Genomic DNA, 17961 nt, shown 5'->3' on the forward strand with positions numbered 1-17961 from the left:
GAATTCCCTGGGGTATCCGTCACCGTCTCATTCCGGATTCCATATGCGGCTGCCGGCAAGAATAGTCTCGTTCGGGCTTCTGGCTTCCATTGCGGCGTGTGGCAGCGATGGCGCGACGGCCTGCTGTACGGATCAGGACGGTCGGGTCGCGCTCCGCGTGGTGAACGCCTTTACAACTCCGGTCGATGTGCTGATCGATGGCAATGTTGCCATCGCATCGCTGGCCTCCGGCGCGATTGGTACCGCCGCACCGACCGATGGCGCACACACCCTGTCATTGCGCCCGGCGACGGGCGCTGCCGCCACGCAGTCGATCACGACCACGGCCGGTGGCATCACCACCGTCGCTGCGGTGAAGACATTGAGTGGGGTCGTGTCAAGCATCGCCCTCGACGATACCAATAGCGTCGTTCCTGCTGGTGCCACGAAGGTTCGTGTGCTTCACTTCGCCGCCAATGCGGGAACACTCCAGGTCTTTCGTACGCAGCCCGACTACCAGCAGCCCATCGCCTGGCAGTTTCCCTTCAACTATCAGCCAACGCCCGATCCACTGAGCGCTCCGTTCTATCAGAGCACTGTTGGCACATGGGAAATACGCATCTGGCAGGGGCCGGCCGACGCATCTGGTTGGGCCAATGCCCCGTTGAAGGTCGTGATTCCGCTGACGAGCGGCCAGAAGAAGACTGTGCTCATACTCGATAAGGCGGGCGGCGGCGTTCGCGTCGAAACGATCTAGCGCGTCGCGGCTCGCCCGACGCCGTCGCTCGCCTCGTCGACGGCAATCTCCAGCTCACCGGCCGTGAACGGCTTCTCGAGCAACCGCGCATTCGTCGCGCACAGCTCCGCGATCATCTTCGAGTTGTCGGTATAGCCCGTGATATACAAGACGGGTAGATCTGCGCGCTGACGCCGAAGATTCTCGATCAGCTCAGGCCCGCCCATCTCGGGCATCACAACGTCCGTGACCACGACGTCGATCTCCAGCTCCTCTGCGCGCGTCATCGCGAGCGCCTCGAGGCCGTTACGAGCTGCACTCACACGGTACCCGGCACGAAGCAGCACTTTGAGAACGAAGTCGCGTACGCCATCATCGTCTTCAACGAGTAACACGCTTCGCTCGCGCGATGCGCGTGACTCGCCAGGCCCAGACTGAGCCAGCGGAGTTCTCGGCACTTCGATTGGGCGACGGGAAACCGGCAGCAGGACGGCGAAACTCGAGCCAAAACCCGGAGTGCTCGTCGCCTCGATGTCGCCGAACGACTGTTTCACAATTCCATAAACGGTCGCGAGCCCAAGGCCCGAGCCCTGGCCGTGCGCCTTGGTCGTAAAGAATGGTTCAAACGCGCGCGCGAGCGTCTGGGCGTCCATTCCGCCGCCAGTATCGCGCATTGTCAGGCGCACGTACTCCCCCGGGCGAAGCACAGGTGCGACCGCGTCGTCCGGGCGCGCTTGGATAGTTGTATTCTCGGTCTCGATCGTCAGTACGCCGCCAGTCGGCATCGCGTCTCGCGCGTTGAGCGCCAGATTGACCAGCACCTGACCAAGCTGGCCAGCGTCGGCAAAGACCGGCGATAGCAGCGGATCGAGCCGGGTGACGATTTCGACGTGCTCGCCAATCACCGGTCGCATCAGTTGCAGCACGTCGTCGACCACGCCATTGAGGTCGACAACCGACGGCGTAAGGATCTGCTTACGGCTGAAGGCCAGGAGCTGCTTGGTCAACGATGCGGCGCGGTCGGCTGCGCGCGTAATGCCCCCGAGATGCTTGTCGGTGTGCGCTGAGTGGGCCACGGCCGCGTCGAGCATGAAAACGTGCCCGCCGATCACCGTGAGCAGGTTGTTGAAGTCGTGGGCAACGCCGCCAGCGAGCTGCCCCACGGCTTCCATCTTCTGCGATTGGCGCAGCTGCTCCTCGAGCAGTTGCTCGCTCGTCACGTCGCGAATCGACCCGATGACGCGCTCTGCTGTTCCGTCTGTCGTGCGCTGAACGATCATGCTTGCCGAGACGTGCGCGTAGCTGTCGTCGGCGCGGCGCAGCCGGTATCGCACAGATCCCAGGACGACCGCAGAATCCGCGAGCGTCGATTGAACCGTGCGCTCGAGCAGCTCGCGATCGGCAGGATGGACTCGGTCGAGCCACCAGGCGAGTTGCTTGCCTACTGTATCTGGCGCGAAGCCGAATACATGCTGCAGCGACTCCGTCCACTCGATCGTGCCCGTGGACACATTCCAGTCGTACACCACGTCGCGCATCGCGCTGGCGACCAGCCGATACCGTTCATCACTGCGTTCCAGCGCGTGCTCGATCGCCGTGTGGCGCTCGGTGGCCGAGACGAACAAATGAAGGGTGATCGCGATGACCGTCAGCGCGAGAATCTGGACGAGCGATGTTGCCGAGAACGCGCCGAACCAGAGATCGTCAGGCACGAAGAAGACGGAGGCAACCCGCGCCACGGCGTACGACAGTGGCAGCAGCAGAAGTTCGCGTCGCGATACGTACATCGCCCGGAACTGGATGCCCGCGTAGAACACGCCGATGGCTCGCAGCGGCATTGGCGACACCGAGGTCACCAGCACGATGAGCAGCACGTCGACCAACCATCCGATCGCCGGGAATCCGCCGTTCCGATACCCGATGATCCACCACGCGCCGAGCAGTGCGGCCGCGGCGCCGGCCTCTCCGCGGACGACGGGCGGGAGGTCGGAGTAGAATGCGAACAGCGCAACGTTGAGCAGCGCGACTGCTACCGCGAAGCCAACGGAGAGCAGCCGAAAACGTGCGAGCGGTTCGTTCGGGATTGTCAGGAAACGCGGCATGTCGGCGACACAAATGCGGCGGGCTCAGGAGCTGGGTCGAACGCCTCGCTGTCCTGAAAGCAGCTCTTTGATATAGACCTCTGGCGGGACGTAGAACGCGTTCTTGCGAACCTGACCCTTGAGGACGACGTAGGGATGAGTGGCCATGATGTCGACCACCATCTCGCCGCTCAATCTAGACAGATCGTAGACGCACATGAACGTGCAGTCGAAGGAGGGCAGCAGAAAGTTCATGCGTGCCTCGTATTCGAGTGCGCGAGCCGTGGCCGGCGACTCACGGTGCAGCCAGTCCATCCAGCCGGCGGTGCGGATTCCACGGCCCTTTGCCGCCGCCTCGATCAGGTGGTCGCGTACGAAGCTGATCATCCGGCTCATGTCGAAGTGACCACCGGCGACGTACGTGTCCTCGGAGCTCGATATGAGCACCCGGCCGTCGTTCACCGGCACGCCGCCTGCCTCAAGACGCTCTCGGTGATCGTTCAACCGATCGGCATCAAGCACGTTGAGCACCTGCTCTCCGGCGTCGACGCCGTCCTTCAGGTATGGAAGCAGGGTCTCATACTCTTCCTCGCGCGATGTGAAGAACGCGCAAATGTGGCCCGGCTGATTGATCTCCTGGCCGCAGAGACGAATGGATCGACGAGCTTCCATAGTGCTATTCCCGTTCGAGTTGTTTTCAGGAAACTCTCGGTTGAACCGAGCCCAAGCGTCAAGAACGAACAACGTTTGACAATCACACACTGACAGGACTCATTCAAACCGGCGCAATGGTCGTCAGTCGATGCGCGCCGACCGCACTTCGCGTCGACAATCAATTTTCACGGGAAGACTCGCGTGGCTACGTCGAAAAAACCTAAAGCAAAAACCGCCCCGTCCCCAGCCGCCGCAGTTGCCGCTGCGGCCTCGTTTGACGCGTCGACCACGACGCGTCAACAGCTCATCGACGCGTTGAACCAGGACCTCGCGCGCGAGTATCAGGCGATCATTGCCTACGTGGTGTACTCGCAGGCGATCAAGGGCGCCGAGTACATGAACATCGCCAGCGAGCTCGAAAAACACGCGGGAGAAGAACTCGCCCACGCGCTCAAAATCGCCAAGTTGATCGACTATCTCGGCGGCGAGATCACGGCCGTTCCAAAGGCAGTAAAGACGTCTGACGACGAGCGCACGATGTTGCGCTTCGATCTCGAGAACGAGACGGAGACGATCCTCGAGTACCGCAAACGCATCCAGCAGGCGGAGGCGCTCGGCGAGTACGCGATCAGCGAGCACATTCGGGAAATCCTCGTTGACGAGCAGGATCACCTCACCGATCTCGCGACGGCACTCGGCGAAGACCCGCCGGTGCTGACGTCGCCTGTGCGACGCAAATAGGCTGGTAAGACCGTGGCGAGCTCCAAGCGCTGGACGCTGATCGCCACCATCCTCGCTTCGAGCATGACGTTCATCGACGGCACCGTCGTGAACGTCGCGCTCCCGGCGCTGCAAAAGAGTCTCGACGCTACCATCACCGACGTTCAGTGGGTGGTCGAGGCGTACGCACTCTTTCTCGGAGCGCTGATCCTCGTTGGCGGATCGCTGGGCGATCAGCTCGGACGCAAGCGAGTATTTCTGTTCGGCGTTGTTGCTTTCACTGTCGCGTCGGTCGTCTGCGGCCTCGCGCCGACGTCACTCGTTCTGATCATCGGTCGCGCACTGCAGGGTATCGGAGCGGCGTTTCTCGTTCCGGGCAGTCTGGCGATCATCAGCGCGGCGTTCACGGGTGCCGAGCGAGGTCGGGCAATTGGAACGTGGTCTGGCTTCAGCGCGATCACGACAGCGATTGGACCCGTGATGGGTGGTTGGTTCGTCGAACACGTGAGCTGGCGCGCCGTGTTCTTCATCAACGTGCCGTTTGCCGCGATCGTCGTGTTTCTCTCGCTCCGGTACATCGCCGAGACGAAAGATCCGTCACGCGTCGGCAAGATCGATTGGGCAGGCGCAGTGTGCGCGGTCATCGGTCTGAGCGGGATCGTGCTCGGCCTGCTCGAATGGCCGCCGCTCGGCGCGACGCATCCACTTGTTGTCGGCTCGCTTGTTGTAGGCGTAGCGTCGTTGGTCCTGCTCGTGATCGTCGAGCGTCGCGCCGCCAATCCAATGATCGGCCGGGGCGTCTTCAAATCGCGCGCGTTCACGCTCGCGAACGTATTGACGCTGTTTCTCTACGCGGCTCTCGCCGAAACGTTCTTTCTCGTGCCGATGGATCTGATTCAGGTCAGGCGCGCGACCGCGACCGTCGCCGGGGCAGCGATGTTGCCGTTCTCGATCATCATGTTCGTGTTGTCGCGCTGGTCGGGCGGCCTCGTGGCGAGCGTTGGCAGTAGAATTCCGTTGACGATTGGCCCGCTAGTTACAGCGGTGGGCTTTGCACTCCTGGGATTTTCGACGAGCCTTGGTTCGTTCGCGACGGCGATTCTCCGGCGATGATCATCGCCGGACTGGGAATGGCGATCACCGTAGCGCCGCTAACTACGACGGTGATGAACTCCGTAGAGAGTGAGCACTCGGGCGTCGCGAGCGGAGTGAACAACGCGGTGTCACGCATCGCGGGATTGATCGCGATCGCCGTCTTCGGCGTGATCATCGCTCGAACGTTTGCCGCGCGCGTCGAGCCGCGACTCGAGAGGATCGCGCTATCGGCGGACGCTCGGCAAGCACTTGATCGCGAGCTTCCGAAAATGGCGGGCGCCGATGTTGGCGCGGTCCCCGAGCTAACCGTCGAGCATCGCGCTGCAGCACGTCAAGCGATCGATGCGTCGTTTACGTCAGCGTTTCGGGTGACGATGTTTGGAGCAGCAGCACTAGCCGTGGCGGCAGCGGTTATCGGTTTCCTCATCATATGATCGCCGAGAAGCACCGCTGCGCAAACGCGAAAGGGTGAAGGCGTCAGCCCTCACCCCTCGCTGGCGTAAGCCACGTCGCTTCTAGAACGTCGTGCTGACCGTCAAGAACACCTGCCTCGGCGCGCCGGTGAGCAGCGTCTGAAAGTCAGACGATGGCGTGAAGCCATTGCTGCCGAGCGTTGAGATGTACCGCTTATCGAGCAGGTTGTTGACGTTGAGTTGCAAGTCGAGCGATCGCACCGCCGCGTACGGTCCGAGACGGTAGCGCGCTGAGAAGTCTGCCACGGCGTACGAAGGAACCTTGCCGGCGCCTGGCGACACGCGGCCGGCTGCGTCAACGAGATCGTTGGTATAGGTGAAGAAGCGTTCGCTGACGAATCGACCATTTGCTCCGGCCGACAGACGACCGCTCGTGTAGTTCAGTCCCGCGTTGCCCAGCCAGCGCGGCGCGTCGGGAACGTCCTTGCCGGCCGTGTGCACCGTCGACGCAGGATCGTTTTGGTTCGTGCGATAGTCACCATCGAACGTCGACGAGTTGTACGAACCCGACGCCGTCACCTTGAAGCCGTTGCCGAGGTTCTGTGCGACGACACCTTCGACGCCGGCGCTGCTCACCGAACCGACGTTGCCGAAGCCCGTCGCGCAGGTGACCGTCGCCGGGCAGAGCGCGATTCCGAGAAGGCGATTGCGGTACGCGATCGAGTACACCGTGACGCCTGCCTCGGTGTTCCCGCGGCGAGTGCGACCGCCAAGCTCAACGGTCGTTGCCTTTTCCGGTTTTGCGGTGTTGCGGAAGAAGTCGAAGGTCGACGGCGATGCATTGTACACACCGCCACCAGGACCATACGGGAACTGGTTCACGTTCTGTGAGACATTCGTGAACAGCTCATCCCGATCGTTCGGGCGATAGACAATGCTCGCCTGCGGCAGCACACCACCCTTGGTCGGCGCGGAGAGCGTTGGGCGATCTGGGTCGCCGAACACCGGCGCGACAATGCCGTCGGTCGCTGTATTGCCATTGCTCTTGAAGTCCGCGCTGACGTACAGGTATTTCGCTCCGTACGAGATCGCAAGTTTGTCCTCGAGCAGGCGCGTCGTATTCTGCGCGTACACAACTGTCGTGCCGATATCGCCGGAACGATCGTAGTCGAGACGCAGAACGTTCTGATAGTTCACGTCCGGGCCAGCCGCATAGTTCGTGAGCCGCCAGCGCGGGCGACGATTCTGCGTATCGTTCGACTCGTACCATCCGCCGACTTCCAGCTTGTTGTTGGTGCCGATCGTCGCAGACAGTTTGCTAAGCAGGCCGGCGCGATTGTCGTGGTACTGCGTCTGGCGGAACATGATCGGGTCTGGGCTCCACGACGCGCCATAGCTCGGCGCGTGCCAGTCGCCGCCGCCGCGGTCGAGATGCAGGTACGGCTGAACCTCGAGATGCACACCGTCGGAGAGCGCGAAGTCGCCCTTCAGGTACGCCATGTGATCCTGACGTGCACCCTGCGCCGAATAGAAATAGGCCGCGTCGCTTAGGTCGTTGTAGGTCTTCATGCTCAACTCGGCGAGCGTCTTCGACTGCGACCAACTCGACAGATAGTCGAAGTCCGGGCCGAAGGTGAATCCAGGTACGCTCACCGTCTTGTTGAAGATCGAGAGCGACAGATCCATATAGTCGGCCTCTTTGCGTTCCGCGTAATCATAGAACGCCGTGAACTTGTGCGGCCCGACGAACAGGTTCGCCTTTGCATTCAGCTGATCCTGCCACTGTTCCCCGGAGCCGCCTAGAAATCCATGTTGTCCGAATAGCAGGCTCGTTTCGCCCGGAAAGGTCGAATAGCGTTTGCCGCCAGACTTCCATTTGTCTGTATCGAAGCGCGACAGAGAGACGTAGGCATTCATCCCATTGTCAGCGCCGAGCATGTGCAGGCCAGTGTCATAGCGCAGCGTTGTTCGACGCGCGGCATCTCCGCCGGCCATCTGTTGAAGCAGCAGCTGTCGCTGCGCATTCGGATCTGCCGAGGCATACTGTACGACACCGCCGAGGTTATTTGCGCTCGCGGTATTCAAACCACCGGTGCCTTGCGTAACCTGCGTCGCCGTGAGATTCGACGGATCGATGGCGCGTCCGATGCCGAGTCCATTGAAGTTTCCATACGACATGTCGCCGAGCGGTATGCCGTCCATCGTCTGGCCGATCTGCTGCGTCTGAAAGCCGCGCATCGTGATGCGATTGGACCACTCGTACATTCCGAATCCATCAGCGCCCTGAACGTTTACTCCGGGAAGCTGTTGGATGACGCTCAGCGCGCTGGTGCCAGGAGCTGCGGCCTTCAACATCGTTGCGTCGACCGCCGAAGCGCCGCGAGCAACGCCCCGTCCGGAGATCGATGTGCTGATCGTGACGGTGTTGAGACGTTGAATCGAATCGCGTGTCGACTTCGGTTGGCCTTGCTGCAGTGGATCCTGCGCGGATGCGGCGCACAGCGGTAGAGACGCGAAAGTGCCGGCAGCAAGCACTGTCGCGAGCCGTTGAGAGACTCTCATTTGGAGACACCTCAGGAAGGAGCGAACACCGGGGGACGCCACAACCTTCGTGTGGCGCCGCACACCGGCATGTCAGTCTCGTTCCGGCGATGTCACGGCTCGCCGACAGTCCCGCGAGGACGGGCCTTTAGCGACCGCGCGCTGTCGCGATGAGTACGAGCCCATCCGCTGCGCGCGGTCCATACTGCGCTTTGGACATTGCGTCATCGATGACGTCAATGCGTGAGAGCGTTCGTGTACGAATGCTCAGACGAAATCCGCTCGCCATCGGCACGCCGTCGATTACGAACAAACGACTGTAGTCGCCGAGGGCGGTTACGGGACCGAGACGAAGCAGGCTGGCCGCTGCAGAGGATTCGACCTTGAGCTCGGGCACGCGTGGCGTGATCAGCGTGCGGATGGCCTTGGCGGTGGCGCTGTCGTCGCGTGCGTCGACAGTCGTGGTGCCGGCATCGGTCGAGAGTGTCAGCGTCTCGAGCGAGTCGAATCGTTGCGCCACCTTACGCCCAGCAGCTTGCGTGGTCACGGTGGTCGACGGCGTGACGGAGGCGAGCGAGGTCCGCGTCGGGACTCGATAGCAGGCGGCTACCCACAGAACCATGGACAGGCGAACGATGGGCGAGTGACGTGCGATTCGGCCCCACATAGTCAAATCTCCTCTGCGCAGTGTAACTGAACGTGAGCCGCATTGGTGCGACCCAGTGCGCGCAGCCTAGCAAATTCGACGAGATGAAGTCAAGCGATAATTCATAGTATTATAAAGATACAATCGATGTCCCCTTCCTCGTGCCGCGAGAGTCGTTTGGCCGTTCTCGTGCCAAATGAGAGAGGCGAAGTCGTCTTCAGATGGTAGGGTTCCCGCCCGTTGGTCTCGCTTCCGCGGCTGAGCAGATCGACCACGACCTTCGGCAGCGCGCACGACCATAGCGGGACTTGCGCCAGCCGACGCTCTCGTACTATCCTCGCGGTGGGCGTGCAGGGCGCCTCCCGTCCGCGGACAGGACCGAGTCCACCTGAGTATTCTGTAAAGTAAGGTTAGGTTCGTTCGAACCTCCTTTCGCCCGACGCAAGCGGATCCCGGGCATATCCAAGGAGGCTCGTGATGCCGTTCCGCCATTTACCAGTTTTGCCGGACCTGGATCAGCTCAAGCACCAGGCCAAGGATCTCCTCCGCGCGCTTCACGACGGCGACCCTGCCGCAATCGCGGAGTTGAGAGAGTTCCACCCAAATCCAATTTCGCCGAACGAGGCCAAACTGGCCGACGCGCAGCTCGTGCTTGCGCGCAGCTACTACGCGTCGAGTTGGACGAGGCTCGTTCAAGCTGTACGGCTGGTTGCTGCCATCTGGAGCGACGACATCGATACGGTGCGCGATCTCGTATCGCGGAATCCGCATCTGATCCACGAAGACGCGCTGATTCGAAAGAACAGCAACTGGGGTCCGCCAATGACATACGCGGCGAATGTTGGCCGCGATCGCATCATCCAGATGCTGCACAGCATGGGCGCCACCGATCTCGAGACGGCGATCGATCGCGCCGCGCTTCAGGGCAAGATCGGAACGGCGAGGATGCTGCACGAGATGCTCGGCAAGCCGACGCCTCCGGAGGGCGCGCTGGGCGGACCCGCGTACACCCTCAATGCTCCGGGAACAGAATTGGTCCTCGAGCTTGGTGCCCGCGTGTACAACGACTCTGGAAAGCTCATCGCACCAGTCGATGTCGTTCTCGAAACCGATTCGCGGCGACCGGAAGCCAAGCACGCAATTCTGGAGATGTACGTAGCGCACGGGGTAGTTCTTCCCGACACTGCGCCGATGGCGCTGCACCGCGGCCGCATCGATCTGCTGGAAGAACACTTGCGACGGGATCCCAGGCTACTGAGTCGAACCTTCTCGCACCGCGAGATCTATCCGCCGGAGATGGGAAGTCGTGATCCGATCAATGCGACCGTCGGCACGCCGCTCGGAGGAACCACTCTCCTGCACATGTGCATCGACTATGACGAGCAGGACATCGCACGGTGGCTGCTCGACAAAGGCATGGATCCGAACGTGCGCTCAGCGGTTGGTAACAGCGGCTTCGGTGGATATACGCCACTGTTTTGCACCGTCGTATCGCAGCCGAACTTCTGGATGAACTATCGTCGTCGCGGGCCGTTCACCGCACCCATGACGGAGCTGCTGCTCGAGCGCGGCGCCGATCCGAACATTCGGGCGTCGATCTGGAAGCAGCTGCATCCGGGGCACGGAGCAACAGCACGCCATGAGTACCGTGATGTTACGGCTCTCTCATGGGGACGCAGGTTTCATGATCAGATCTTCGTAAGCCAGCCGGCGATGGAATTGATCGCGCGCGCCGGCGGCGTCGAATGACCCAGCCGTTACGCCGTTCGTGACGATTTGCGAAGCAAACGGTCGATTGGAAGCAGAATGGCTGGACGCCGACGCTGGTCTCTCCGACTACTGCTTCCATGCACCGAATCGCGCCGCTTTCGCTCTCCATTGCCCTGTGCCTCGCTTCCGGCTGCCGCAGCCGCGCACCCGAGGCACAGCCGCCCGGTGAGCGTCCGCTATTGAGTTATCTGGCAATTGGCTCCAAGCGAGTCGCCTTCGGTCCGGACACGCTCGTGGAATCCGGCAAGCGCACCATCCTTATTCCGACCAGCTTCGACGGCGCATCGCGCATCGTCGGACCGTCAGCGGTGGGCAACAAAGGCGACGGCGGCGAGGTGCTGCGCTGGATGTGCTACCGCCTTGCTGGCGAGCCGAGCATGTCGCTCGTACTCAAGGCCGACGAGACGAGCGGTGGCCACATCGGCGGCTTCGAGCTTTTTCCGGCGGATAGTCGCCCGGAATTGGAAAGCGAGTGTATGGGGCTCGCCGTGCCGCCGTCGCAAATCGCCACGAACACAGGCCTTCGACTCGGCATGACCCGCGACGAAGTCAGCGACCGCCTTGGCGTTGAGGGCAGCGACAGTGCTGGCGCCGTGATCTTTCGGCGGGTCGTCGAGCGCCCGTCGAAGCTCTCCAATGGCGAAGCGCAGCAGACAACGCTCACTGCAACCTTCATCGTCTGGTTCCAAGACGATCGCGTCGCGCGCATCAATGGGTGGCGCGTCGACGCGATGTAGTACGGGTCAGTCTGCTTACGACCGAAGAAAGCGCAGCGCCGTCGTTGCCAATTCCGGCGCGGAGAAGATCGTGTAGTGCGTGAGGCCAGGCAGAATCGCGAGCTGCGACTTCGGTTGACCCGAGCCATCCCAACCACCGTCACGCTGTCCGCCGCCGAGCAGGCTGAACATCTCAACCGCGTGCGATGGCGGGAAGATGTCGGCGTCGCCCGCTACGACCAGGGTTTTCGCCGTGATGTTGCTGATTTCGTTAGAGAAGTCGAAATCGAGCTGCATCGCGTCGCCGATCTTCTGGAGCAGTCGCGGCCAATCGTCGACACGCGGCGCGAGCGCGCTGTAGAGTTGGTACATCGGCGTCTGCTTCATCATCTCCGCCATGTCAGCGGTGACGTGTCCCTGCTGGACCAGAATGTCGCGATAGAAGCCGCTGCGACGGAACGGGGCGGATACGATGACCAGGCGGTCGATTACCTCGGGGTGGCGAATCGCTGCCTGAAGCGCGACACCGCCGCCAAGCGAATAGCCCATGATGTCAGCTGGGCCGATGTTCATATGCTTGATGAACGCCGCGATGTCGTCGCCCATGAACGGAACGCTCAGCGGACGGTCGATGTCAGCAGTTCGCCCGTGGCCCTGCAGGTCGATACCGATGACCCGCCGCTCCGTAGCGAGCCCTGCGATGTTCGGGCCGAACATCTCGGTGGCGCCAAGGCCGCCGTGGAGCAGGATCAACGGCCGGCCCTGACCGTGAATCTGGTAGTGAAGCTTGATGCCGTTGACGTCGGCAAATCCGCTCTCGGCAGCCGCGGCGTCATTGCCCCACGGGCCGGCGTTAGTGGCCGTCTGGGAAGTCATAGTCTATCTCCGCTGAAGTCTGAGTTCTCGAGGCTATTGAGCCCCGCTACTGGGCGACGAATAACGGACGTCGAAATCGACACAGGCCAAGGTACAACGACAAAGCCGTGAGCCCGTATCCATGAGTCGTAAGCCAGCTCGCTTGCGGTCAGTGACTCAGTGAGCCTATCCCAAGTTCAGCACTCGAGTCACTTCAGGAGGCCGGAATGTTCAAGTTCGTTCGTACGTTGGCACCGATTGCGGCACTCCTGGTCGTGCAGAGTTGCTCGAGTCCGACCGAGGTCAAACGCGTAACGACGACTGACGTCGACGCGGCTCGAAGCGCCTGGGTAGCATACCGCCCGTACACCTACATTTTCGATGTCGCCATTTCGTCGTCCTGGATTCCCACGACGCCATACTATCGCGTCATCGTGGCAGACGGCCGCGTCGTCTCGGCCACGGACGCCAACGGCGCACCAGTGAGTGGTTTTGCAACGACGATCGATGTGATCTGGGACGGGCTTCTCGCATCTCGCGCCAAGAATCAACTGAATTCGGCGATATTCGATTCGAATGGCGTTCCTGTTGACGTAGACTACGGACCTTGGCCCGTCGACGGCGGCGTGCACTACGCAGTTCGGAACTTCCGCCTTCCAACGCTATAGGTAGCTCAACCACCAGCTTCGTCGCGTTGCCTTCACTGAGGCGAACCAACGACAGAGCGGCCAGAGCACCAGTACGACGCCAATCCAAATCGCGTACACGACAGGCAGCGACGCCGGCCAGCCAGACGGTTGTGTGAACGGGTATTGATCAGGTCGCGACGACTCGAACGCCCAGTGAATCGCGCCGTATCGAAACCACATCGCAACGATGACGAGCAGGTGGATGACCACCACGTGCATCGCAAAGTAGAAGAGCGGTACGCGCCCGAACACGATCGCCGGCCGAAGCCACCGCGGAATCTCCCCATCGATGGCGCGCAGAAAGAGCAGCCCCGGTCCCAACGTCATGAGCAAGAATAGCAACGACGGCGGATACTTCGTGACGTTCAAAAACGAGAACATCGTACGGACGCTGTTGGTCTGCGCGGACCAACGCACTGGATCGCCATAGACGTTGACAGCCCTCAGCGCAATGAACGCGACTATTGCGCCGATGCCGGCACGCAGGAGAAACGACCGTCGGCGCGCGGCGTCCCATTCGAAGACCTGGCCGAGGGCATAGCCGACCGCCGTCACGCCGATCCATGGGATGAGCGGGTACGACACAAACAGGAAATAGCCGTTCTCGACGAACAGCGGTCCTGGCTGGTGCAAAATGAGCCAGAGCGGTCGAAAGGCGCCGAACGAGGCGGCCGAAAATCCGTCGAGCAGATTGTGGCCGGCAATCAGGACGACGCCAAAGATTCCGGCCACCTTTGCCGGCCATCGCACCAGGGCCGAGAGCGTGATCATCGACCAGCCCAGCGCCCAGAGTACGACGAGCAGCGTGACGCGAAAGTCGAAGTTGAACTGCCAGGCGAGGCAGCGGAGAATGACCACGTCGAGCGCGAGCATCCACAGGCCACGCGTGACGAGGAATCTCGAAAGTCCCGAGGCGCCGCGTCGGCGGAGCGACAGAAATGCACCGGTGCCTGTGAGCAGGAAGAACGTCGGCGCGCAGAAGTGCGTGATCCAACGCGTAAAGAACAGCGGGACGGTGGTCGTCGCGGGCGCGGTCGGGTTGACCGCGACGGCGCCGAAGTAGTCGCGGACGTGATCGAGCGCCATGAGAACCATCACGACGCCGCGGAGGACGTCGACGGAATCGAGGCGGCGCGCTGAGCTTGCCGCCGGAGGCGCGAAGGTCGACGGTGTCGCCGACGCCGAATGTGAGATCGCCATATCGTCAGAATACGAGCGAAATCGCTCGAGCGCCCGCGGTTTTGCCAACCTCTGACATTCGGCGGACGGATCTCGAGCGTCGCCGCGTCCGGGGGAAGTAGCGCGCCGAATTCGGATGTTGTCTATTCCGACATGAAGCTTCAATACATCCAGTCGCCGACCGTGCGGCACGTGCTCGCGTTCTGCGTCGCCTACGCGGTGTCGCGCACGCTGTTCGCGGCAGCGAATTTTCACTACGACATGTTTCGTGACCCGTTCGACGCCGGCAAGCTCGCGATCGATTTCGGCGTCTGGGTGATGCTCTATATGGTCGTCTTTCGGGCGCTCAGTCGCGGCGCGAAGAACGCGGCGTCGGGAAAGTGATCGCAGGCAGCGCTAGCGCGGTGCGGTCAATTCAGGGAACTCTCGCCAGCGACCAATCGGCAGCATTCTGCCAATGATCGCGCCGGCGATCGCCCCGGTTACGCCTCCGGTGAGCGTGAACAATCCCTGCGCAGTGACGTGACACTCGCCGATACACGACCGGCTAGTGCTCTGCATCGCCGCCGTCGCAGTTCCGGCAACCAACCCGATGCCGAGTCCGGCGGCCATACCGAGAATCGTTCCGGTCCTGCGGGTTCGCTCGAAGGCTCTCACTGAAACCAATCGCGAACGGTCGAGCGAGTACTGCCGGCCACCGCGCGCGTCCACGTTGAGTACGGAATCGTGGACAGAGAGTAGGCGGCCCTCGTCGACCCACGCGGAATCGCGAAGGCGCCAACGGATGAGCGAGCCGCTCTCCGGGAGTTGCTGCGCCGATACGCTAGTGCCCGACAGCGCGACCGCGAAAAGGGCGGCACGAATACTCGTAGGTCTCATCTCTCCACTGTCAGTTTCACAAGCAACACACGAACTCGCATTCTATTGGCTGGACCAGCGCGGCGCAGCAAAAAAGGGCCGGCGCACCGCGCCGGCCCTTTTTTCACCATCTCTAAACGCCAACCTCAGACCGGGAACAGCATCTCCCGATACTTCGGCAGCGGCCAGCAATCATCGGCCACCGACAGCTCGAGCGCATCGGCGCACTTCCGCACTTCCGCCATCGAGTCGGCGCCTTCCGCCGTGAGCACCTGCGCCTGCTTGGCGAGATCATCGTGCATCCCCTCGGCCTTGTCGATCACTTTGCCGAGCGTCGCGCGATGCTTCTGCAGTTCCGTGATCAGCGCGCCGAGTTTGTTCGCCGCGTCGATCTGCGGAATCGACTTGATTCCCGCATTCTTGGCCTGTGACGCCGCCTCGGCCAGCTTGCCCGAGTACTCGAACGCTGCCGGCAACACGAGCGTATCGACCATCTCACGCAGCGTGTGCATCTCGATGAGCATGTCCTTGATGTAACGCTCGAGGCGCACGTGGTAGCGCGACTCCAATTCGCTTTCCGACAGAATGCCCGTCGCCGCGAACAGCGCGCGCGACTGCTTGGTCACGAGCTGCGCCAATGCTTCTGGCGTGCGACGCAGGTTGAGCAGCTTACGCTTCGCGGCTTCCTTCACCCACTCCTCGGAGTAGTTGTTGCCCTCGAAGCGAACCGGCGCCGTCTCCTTGAAGATCGGACGCACGACCTTGAGTACGGCGTCGTCCACCTTCTTGGTCTTCTTGAGTTCGGCGCGCAGCGCCGTCGTGATCTCGCCGATCGCTTCGGCCACAGCGGCGTTGAGCAGCACGATCGGGAAAGCGATCGACTGCGACGAGCCAACTGCACGGAATTCGAATTTGTTGCCCGTGAATGCAAACGGCGATGTGCGATTGCGATCCGTGTTGTCCTTCTCGATCTCCGGCAGGCGCGCGACGCCCAGCTTGATCAACTCCTGCTCGGCGCTGACCGCGCTCTTTCCGTTCGCGATCGCGTCGATGACCTTCGTGAGCATGGCGCCCATGAACACCGAGATGATCGCCGGCGGCGCTTCATTCGCGCCCAGGCGATGCTCGTTGCCCGACGTACCGATGCCGGAGCGAAGCAGCCCGGCGTGACGATGCACCGCGCGTAGAACGGCGGCGAGGAAAACGAGGAAGCGGATGTTCTGGTGCGGCGTGCGGCCCGGCTTGAGCAGGTTCGAACCGTCGACTTCCGGATCGTCCGACGCGATCGACATCGCCCAATTGCAGTGCTTGCCCGACCCATTGATGCCGGCGAACGGCTTCTCGTGCAGCAACGCCTGCAGGCCGTGACGGAGCGCGACACGACGCAGCGTCGCCATGACGAGCTGGTTGTGATCCGACGCAACGTCTGTCTCTTCGAAGCGCGGAGCCATTTCGAACTGGCAGGGCGCGACTTCATTGTGACGCGTGATGATCGGAACGCCGAGACGATAGAGCTCGTACTCGACTTCAGCGATACACGCCTGAATGCGCTCGGGAATACCACCGAAGTAGTGGTCTTCGAGCTGCTGTCCACGCGGCGGCGGCGCACCGATCAGCGTGCGGCCGGCCATGACGAGGTCGGGGCGCAGCGCGAAGTGCGAACGGTCGATGAGGAAATACTCCTGTTCCGCGCCGAGCGTGGTGTTCACGCGATAGACACCCTTTTCACCAAGGAGCTGGAGCAGTTCGAGCGACTTCGCGGAAAGCGCGTCGGAGCTACGGAGTAGCGGCGTCGTTTCGTCGAGGGCTTCGCCGTTGTAACCGACGAACACCGACGGAATGCACAGCGTCTTCACACCCGCCCACTCGGCGATGAACACCGGGCTCGCCGGATTCCACGCCGTGTAGCCGCGCGCTTCCCACGTTGCGCGGAGACCGCCCGACGGGAAGGACGATGCGTCGGGCTCGCTCTGAATGAGCTGCGATGCGCCGAACGCTTCCATCGGCTGACCGTCGTCGAACGACAAGAATGCGTCGTGCTTCTCGGCCGTCAGTCCGGTCTGCGGCTGGAACCAGTGCGTGAAGTGCGTGGCGCCGTGCGCGATCGCCCATTCCTTGATCGCGAGCGCAACGCGCGGCGCAACGTCCGCATCGAGCTTCTGTCCGTGCTTGATGGCATCAACGAGCTTGGCGTACGTGTCGCGCGGCAACTTGTCGCGCATCTGTCGAACGCCAAAGGTGTTGATACCGAAGTATTCAGACGTGCGCTGGCTCGAGCCGTTTTCGGCGGCGCCATTTGGCGTCCGAGCCTCACGCTCGCTGATTTCCTTGATGACCGCTTTGCGTGCTGACAACGAAGAGGCTGGCATTGAAGGGTGGCCTCGCTTGGTGTGGTGTGGCGACGGGTCCTACGAATTGATGAAATGTACGGCAAATTCTGCAAAAAGTGCAGTTCTGGACCAACATTTTGCACTTTTTGCCGTTCTTTACACGTCTGAACACACGAGTCGATGCGGAACTAGCAGGACCGACAGATCACAACCCATTGCCATAGATGGCCTTACCGCCGGTAGGCGGGCAAGGCGCTGCCGGAATCAGAACGGATCGTAGCAGCCATAGTCGCGCTGATGGCAAATCTTCCCGTCACGGAACTGCATGAAGATCGCCACATGAGCGCGCATCTCGTCGCCCGGCGCGAGTGTCCCAACCGGCACCGCAAGCTCGGCCGCCCAGTCGAGCTGCATCGCGACCATGTTGCCGCCAGCGATTGCCGAGACGATGTCGTAACGCTGGCTTCTCATGATCGCCTTTCCACGTTCGGATCCGGCACGCATCCCGGACAGATCGTAGCGCATGCCGTTCGGAAAAACGCGGTTCGGCATGTCCTCGTGGATGACATCCACCGTCACGAAATCGCAGAGCGCGTCACCCGTCGCGCCGCTCTCGATTGCACGGATCCACTCGATGGCTCTCGCGAGGTTCCGTTCTTCTTCCGCGCTGCTCACCACATTCATCGATTCCTCCCCGAC

The 17961-nt window shown here is 61.9% G+C and carries 17 protein-coding genes; 8 read left to right on the forward strand and 9 right to left on the reverse strand.

Going from position 1 to position 17961, the window contains the following annotated elements; translation table 11 throughout:
• Positions 1 to 43 precede the first annotated feature (43 nt).
• A complete protein-coding gene (locus AC6H4Z_RS00815) occupies positions 44 to 736 on the forward strand; it encodes a DUF4397 domain-containing protein (protein WP_497544830.1) in 693 nt (230 codons plus the stop codon).
• Here the strand turns inward: AC6H4Z_RS00815 and AC6H4Z_RS00820 are convergent.
• Positions 733 to 2817 carry a PAS domain-containing hybrid sensor histidine kinase/response regulator family protein gene (locus AC6H4Z_RS00820; protein ID WP_497544831.1) on the reverse strand — a complete coding sequence of 695 codons (2085 nt, stop codon included), beginning with the start codon at positions 2815 to 2817 and terminating at the stop codon, positions 733 to 735. The genes AC6H4Z_RS00815 and AC6H4Z_RS00820 overlap by 4 nt on opposite strands.
• A gap of 24 nt (positions 2818 to 2841) precedes the next feature.
• Positions 2842 to 3468, reverse strand: coding sequence for an MEDS domain-containing protein (locus tag AC6H4Z_RS00825; RefSeq protein WP_497544832.1), 627 nt, complete (start codon positions 3466 to 3468; stop codon positions 2842 to 2844).
• A 288-nt stretch (positions 3469 to 3756) separates the two neighbouring features.
• On the opposite strand from AC6H4Z_RS00825, the gene AC6H4Z_RS00830 reads away from it, so the two are divergent.
• The 3 genes from AC6H4Z_RS00830 to AC6H4Z_RS00840 are packed head-to-tail and all read left to right on the forward strand — an operon-like array spanning position 3757 to position 5699.
• Positions 3757 to 4191, forward strand: a complete 435-nt coding sequence (locus tag AC6H4Z_RS00830; protein WP_497546997.1) for a ferritin-like domain-containing protein — start codon at positions 3757 to 3759, stop codon at positions 4189 to 4191.
• A gap of 12 nt (positions 4192 to 4203) precedes the next feature.
• Positions 4204 to 5283: a DHA2 family efflux MFS transporter permease subunit gene (locus AC6H4Z_RS00835; RefSeq protein WP_497544833.1), complete on the forward strand. Its 1080-nt coding sequence runs from the start codon at positions 4204 to 4206 to the stop codon at positions 5281 to 5283.
• Complete coding sequence (locus AC6H4Z_RS00840) at positions 5280 to 5699, forward strand: hypothetical protein (protein ID WP_497544834.1); 420 nt, start codon at positions 5280 to 5282, stop codon at positions 5697 to 5699. Before AC6H4Z_RS00835 ends, AC6H4Z_RS00840 begins: the two co-directional genes overlap by 4 nt.
• An 81-nt stretch (positions 5700 to 5780) precedes the next feature.
• On the opposite strand, the gene AC6H4Z_RS00845 is transcribed toward AC6H4Z_RS00840, so the two are convergent.
• Positions 5781 to 8240, reverse strand: a complete 2460-nt coding sequence (locus AC6H4Z_RS00845; protein ID WP_497544835.1) for a TonB-dependent receptor domain-containing protein — start codon at positions 8238 to 8240, stop codon at positions 5781 to 5783.
• 127 nt (positions 8241 to 8367) lie between these two features.
• A complete protein-coding gene (locus AC6H4Z_RS00850; protein WP_497544836.1) occupies positions 8368 to 8886 on the reverse strand; it encodes a hypothetical protein in 519 nt (172 codons plus the stop codon).
• A gap of 456 nt (positions 8887 to 9342) precedes the next feature.
• On the opposite strand from AC6H4Z_RS00850, the gene AC6H4Z_RS00855 reads away from it, so the two are divergent.
• Together AC6H4Z_RS00855 and AC6H4Z_RS00860 are read left to right on the forward strand one after the other, a co-directional pair.
• Positions 9343 to 10614 (forward strand): ankyrin repeat domain-containing protein, encoded by a 1272-nt coding sequence (locus AC6H4Z_RS00855; RefSeq protein ID WP_497544837.1) that lies wholly within the window; start codon positions 9343 to 9345, stop codon positions 10612 to 10614.
• A 98-nt stretch (positions 10615 to 10712) separates the two neighbouring features.
• On the forward strand, positions 10713 to 11372 hold the full coding sequence (locus AC6H4Z_RS00860; RefSeq protein WP_497544838.1) for a hypothetical protein: 660 nt from the start codon (positions 10713 to 10715) through the stop codon (positions 11370 to 11372).
• A 15-nt stretch (positions 11373 to 11387) separates the two neighbouring features.
• Here AC6H4Z_RS00860 and AC6H4Z_RS00865 read toward each other — a convergent pair whose 3' ends face one another.
• Positions 11388 to 12227, reverse strand: a complete 840-nt coding sequence (locus AC6H4Z_RS00865; RefSeq protein ID WP_497544839.1) for an alpha/beta fold hydrolase — start codon at positions 12225 to 12227, stop codon at positions 11388 to 11390.
• 206 nt (positions 12228 to 12433) lie between these two features.
• Between AC6H4Z_RS00865 and AC6H4Z_RS00870 the strand changes: the two genes are divergently transcribed.
• Positions 12434 to 12874 (forward strand): DUF6174 domain-containing protein, encoded by a 441-nt coding sequence (locus AC6H4Z_RS00870; RefSeq protein ID WP_497544840.1) that lies wholly within the window; start codon positions 12434 to 12436, stop codon positions 12872 to 12874.
• Here AC6H4Z_RS00870 and AC6H4Z_RS00875 read toward each other — a convergent pair.
• Positions 12869 to 14095 carry an acetyltransferase domain-containing protein gene (locus AC6H4Z_RS00875; protein WP_497544841.1) on the reverse strand — a complete coding sequence of 409 codons (1227 nt, stop codon included), beginning with the start codon at positions 14093 to 14095 and terminating at the stop codon, positions 12869 to 12871. The genes AC6H4Z_RS00870 and AC6H4Z_RS00875 overlap by 6 nt on opposite strands.
• Positions 14096 to 14227: 132 nt before the next feature.
• Here AC6H4Z_RS00875 and AC6H4Z_RS00880 point away from each other — a divergent pair, with 132 nt between their 5' ends.
• Positions 14228 to 14458 carry a hypothetical protein gene (locus AC6H4Z_RS00880; RefSeq protein WP_497544842.1) on the forward strand — a complete coding sequence of 77 codons (231 nt, stop codon included), beginning with the start codon at positions 14228 to 14230 and terminating at the stop codon, positions 14456 to 14458.
• A 12-nt stretch (positions 14459 to 14470) separates the two neighbouring features.
• On the opposite strand, the gene AC6H4Z_RS00885 is transcribed toward AC6H4Z_RS00880, so the two are convergent.
• The 3 genes from AC6H4Z_RS00885 to AC6H4Z_RS00895 all read right to left on the reverse strand — a co-directional run bounded on the left by AC6H4Z_RS00885 (position 14471) and on the right by AC6H4Z_RS00895 (position 17946).
• The gene (locus AC6H4Z_RS00885; RefSeq protein WP_497544843.1) at positions 14471 to 14953 is read right to left on the reverse strand and encodes a hypothetical protein; all 483 of its coding nucleotides are present in this window, start codon (positions 14951 to 14953) and stop codon (positions 14471 to 14473) included.
• A 125-nt stretch (positions 14954 to 15078) separates the two neighbouring features.
• Positions 15079 to 17301, reverse strand: coding sequence for a glutamine synthetase III family protein (locus tag AC6H4Z_RS00890; RefSeq protein WP_497544844.1), 2223 nt, complete (start codon positions 17299 to 17301; stop codon positions 15079 to 15081).
• Between the two features lie 225 nt (positions 17302 to 17526).
• Positions 17527 to 17946 (reverse strand): nuclear transport factor 2 family protein, encoded by a 420-nt coding sequence (locus AC6H4Z_RS00895; protein WP_497544845.1) that lies wholly within the window; start codon positions 17944 to 17946, stop codon positions 17527 to 17529.
• Between the last annotated feature and the right edge of the window lie 15 nt (positions 17947 to 17961).

Source organism: Leucogemmata humicola, from assembly GCF_055379415.1.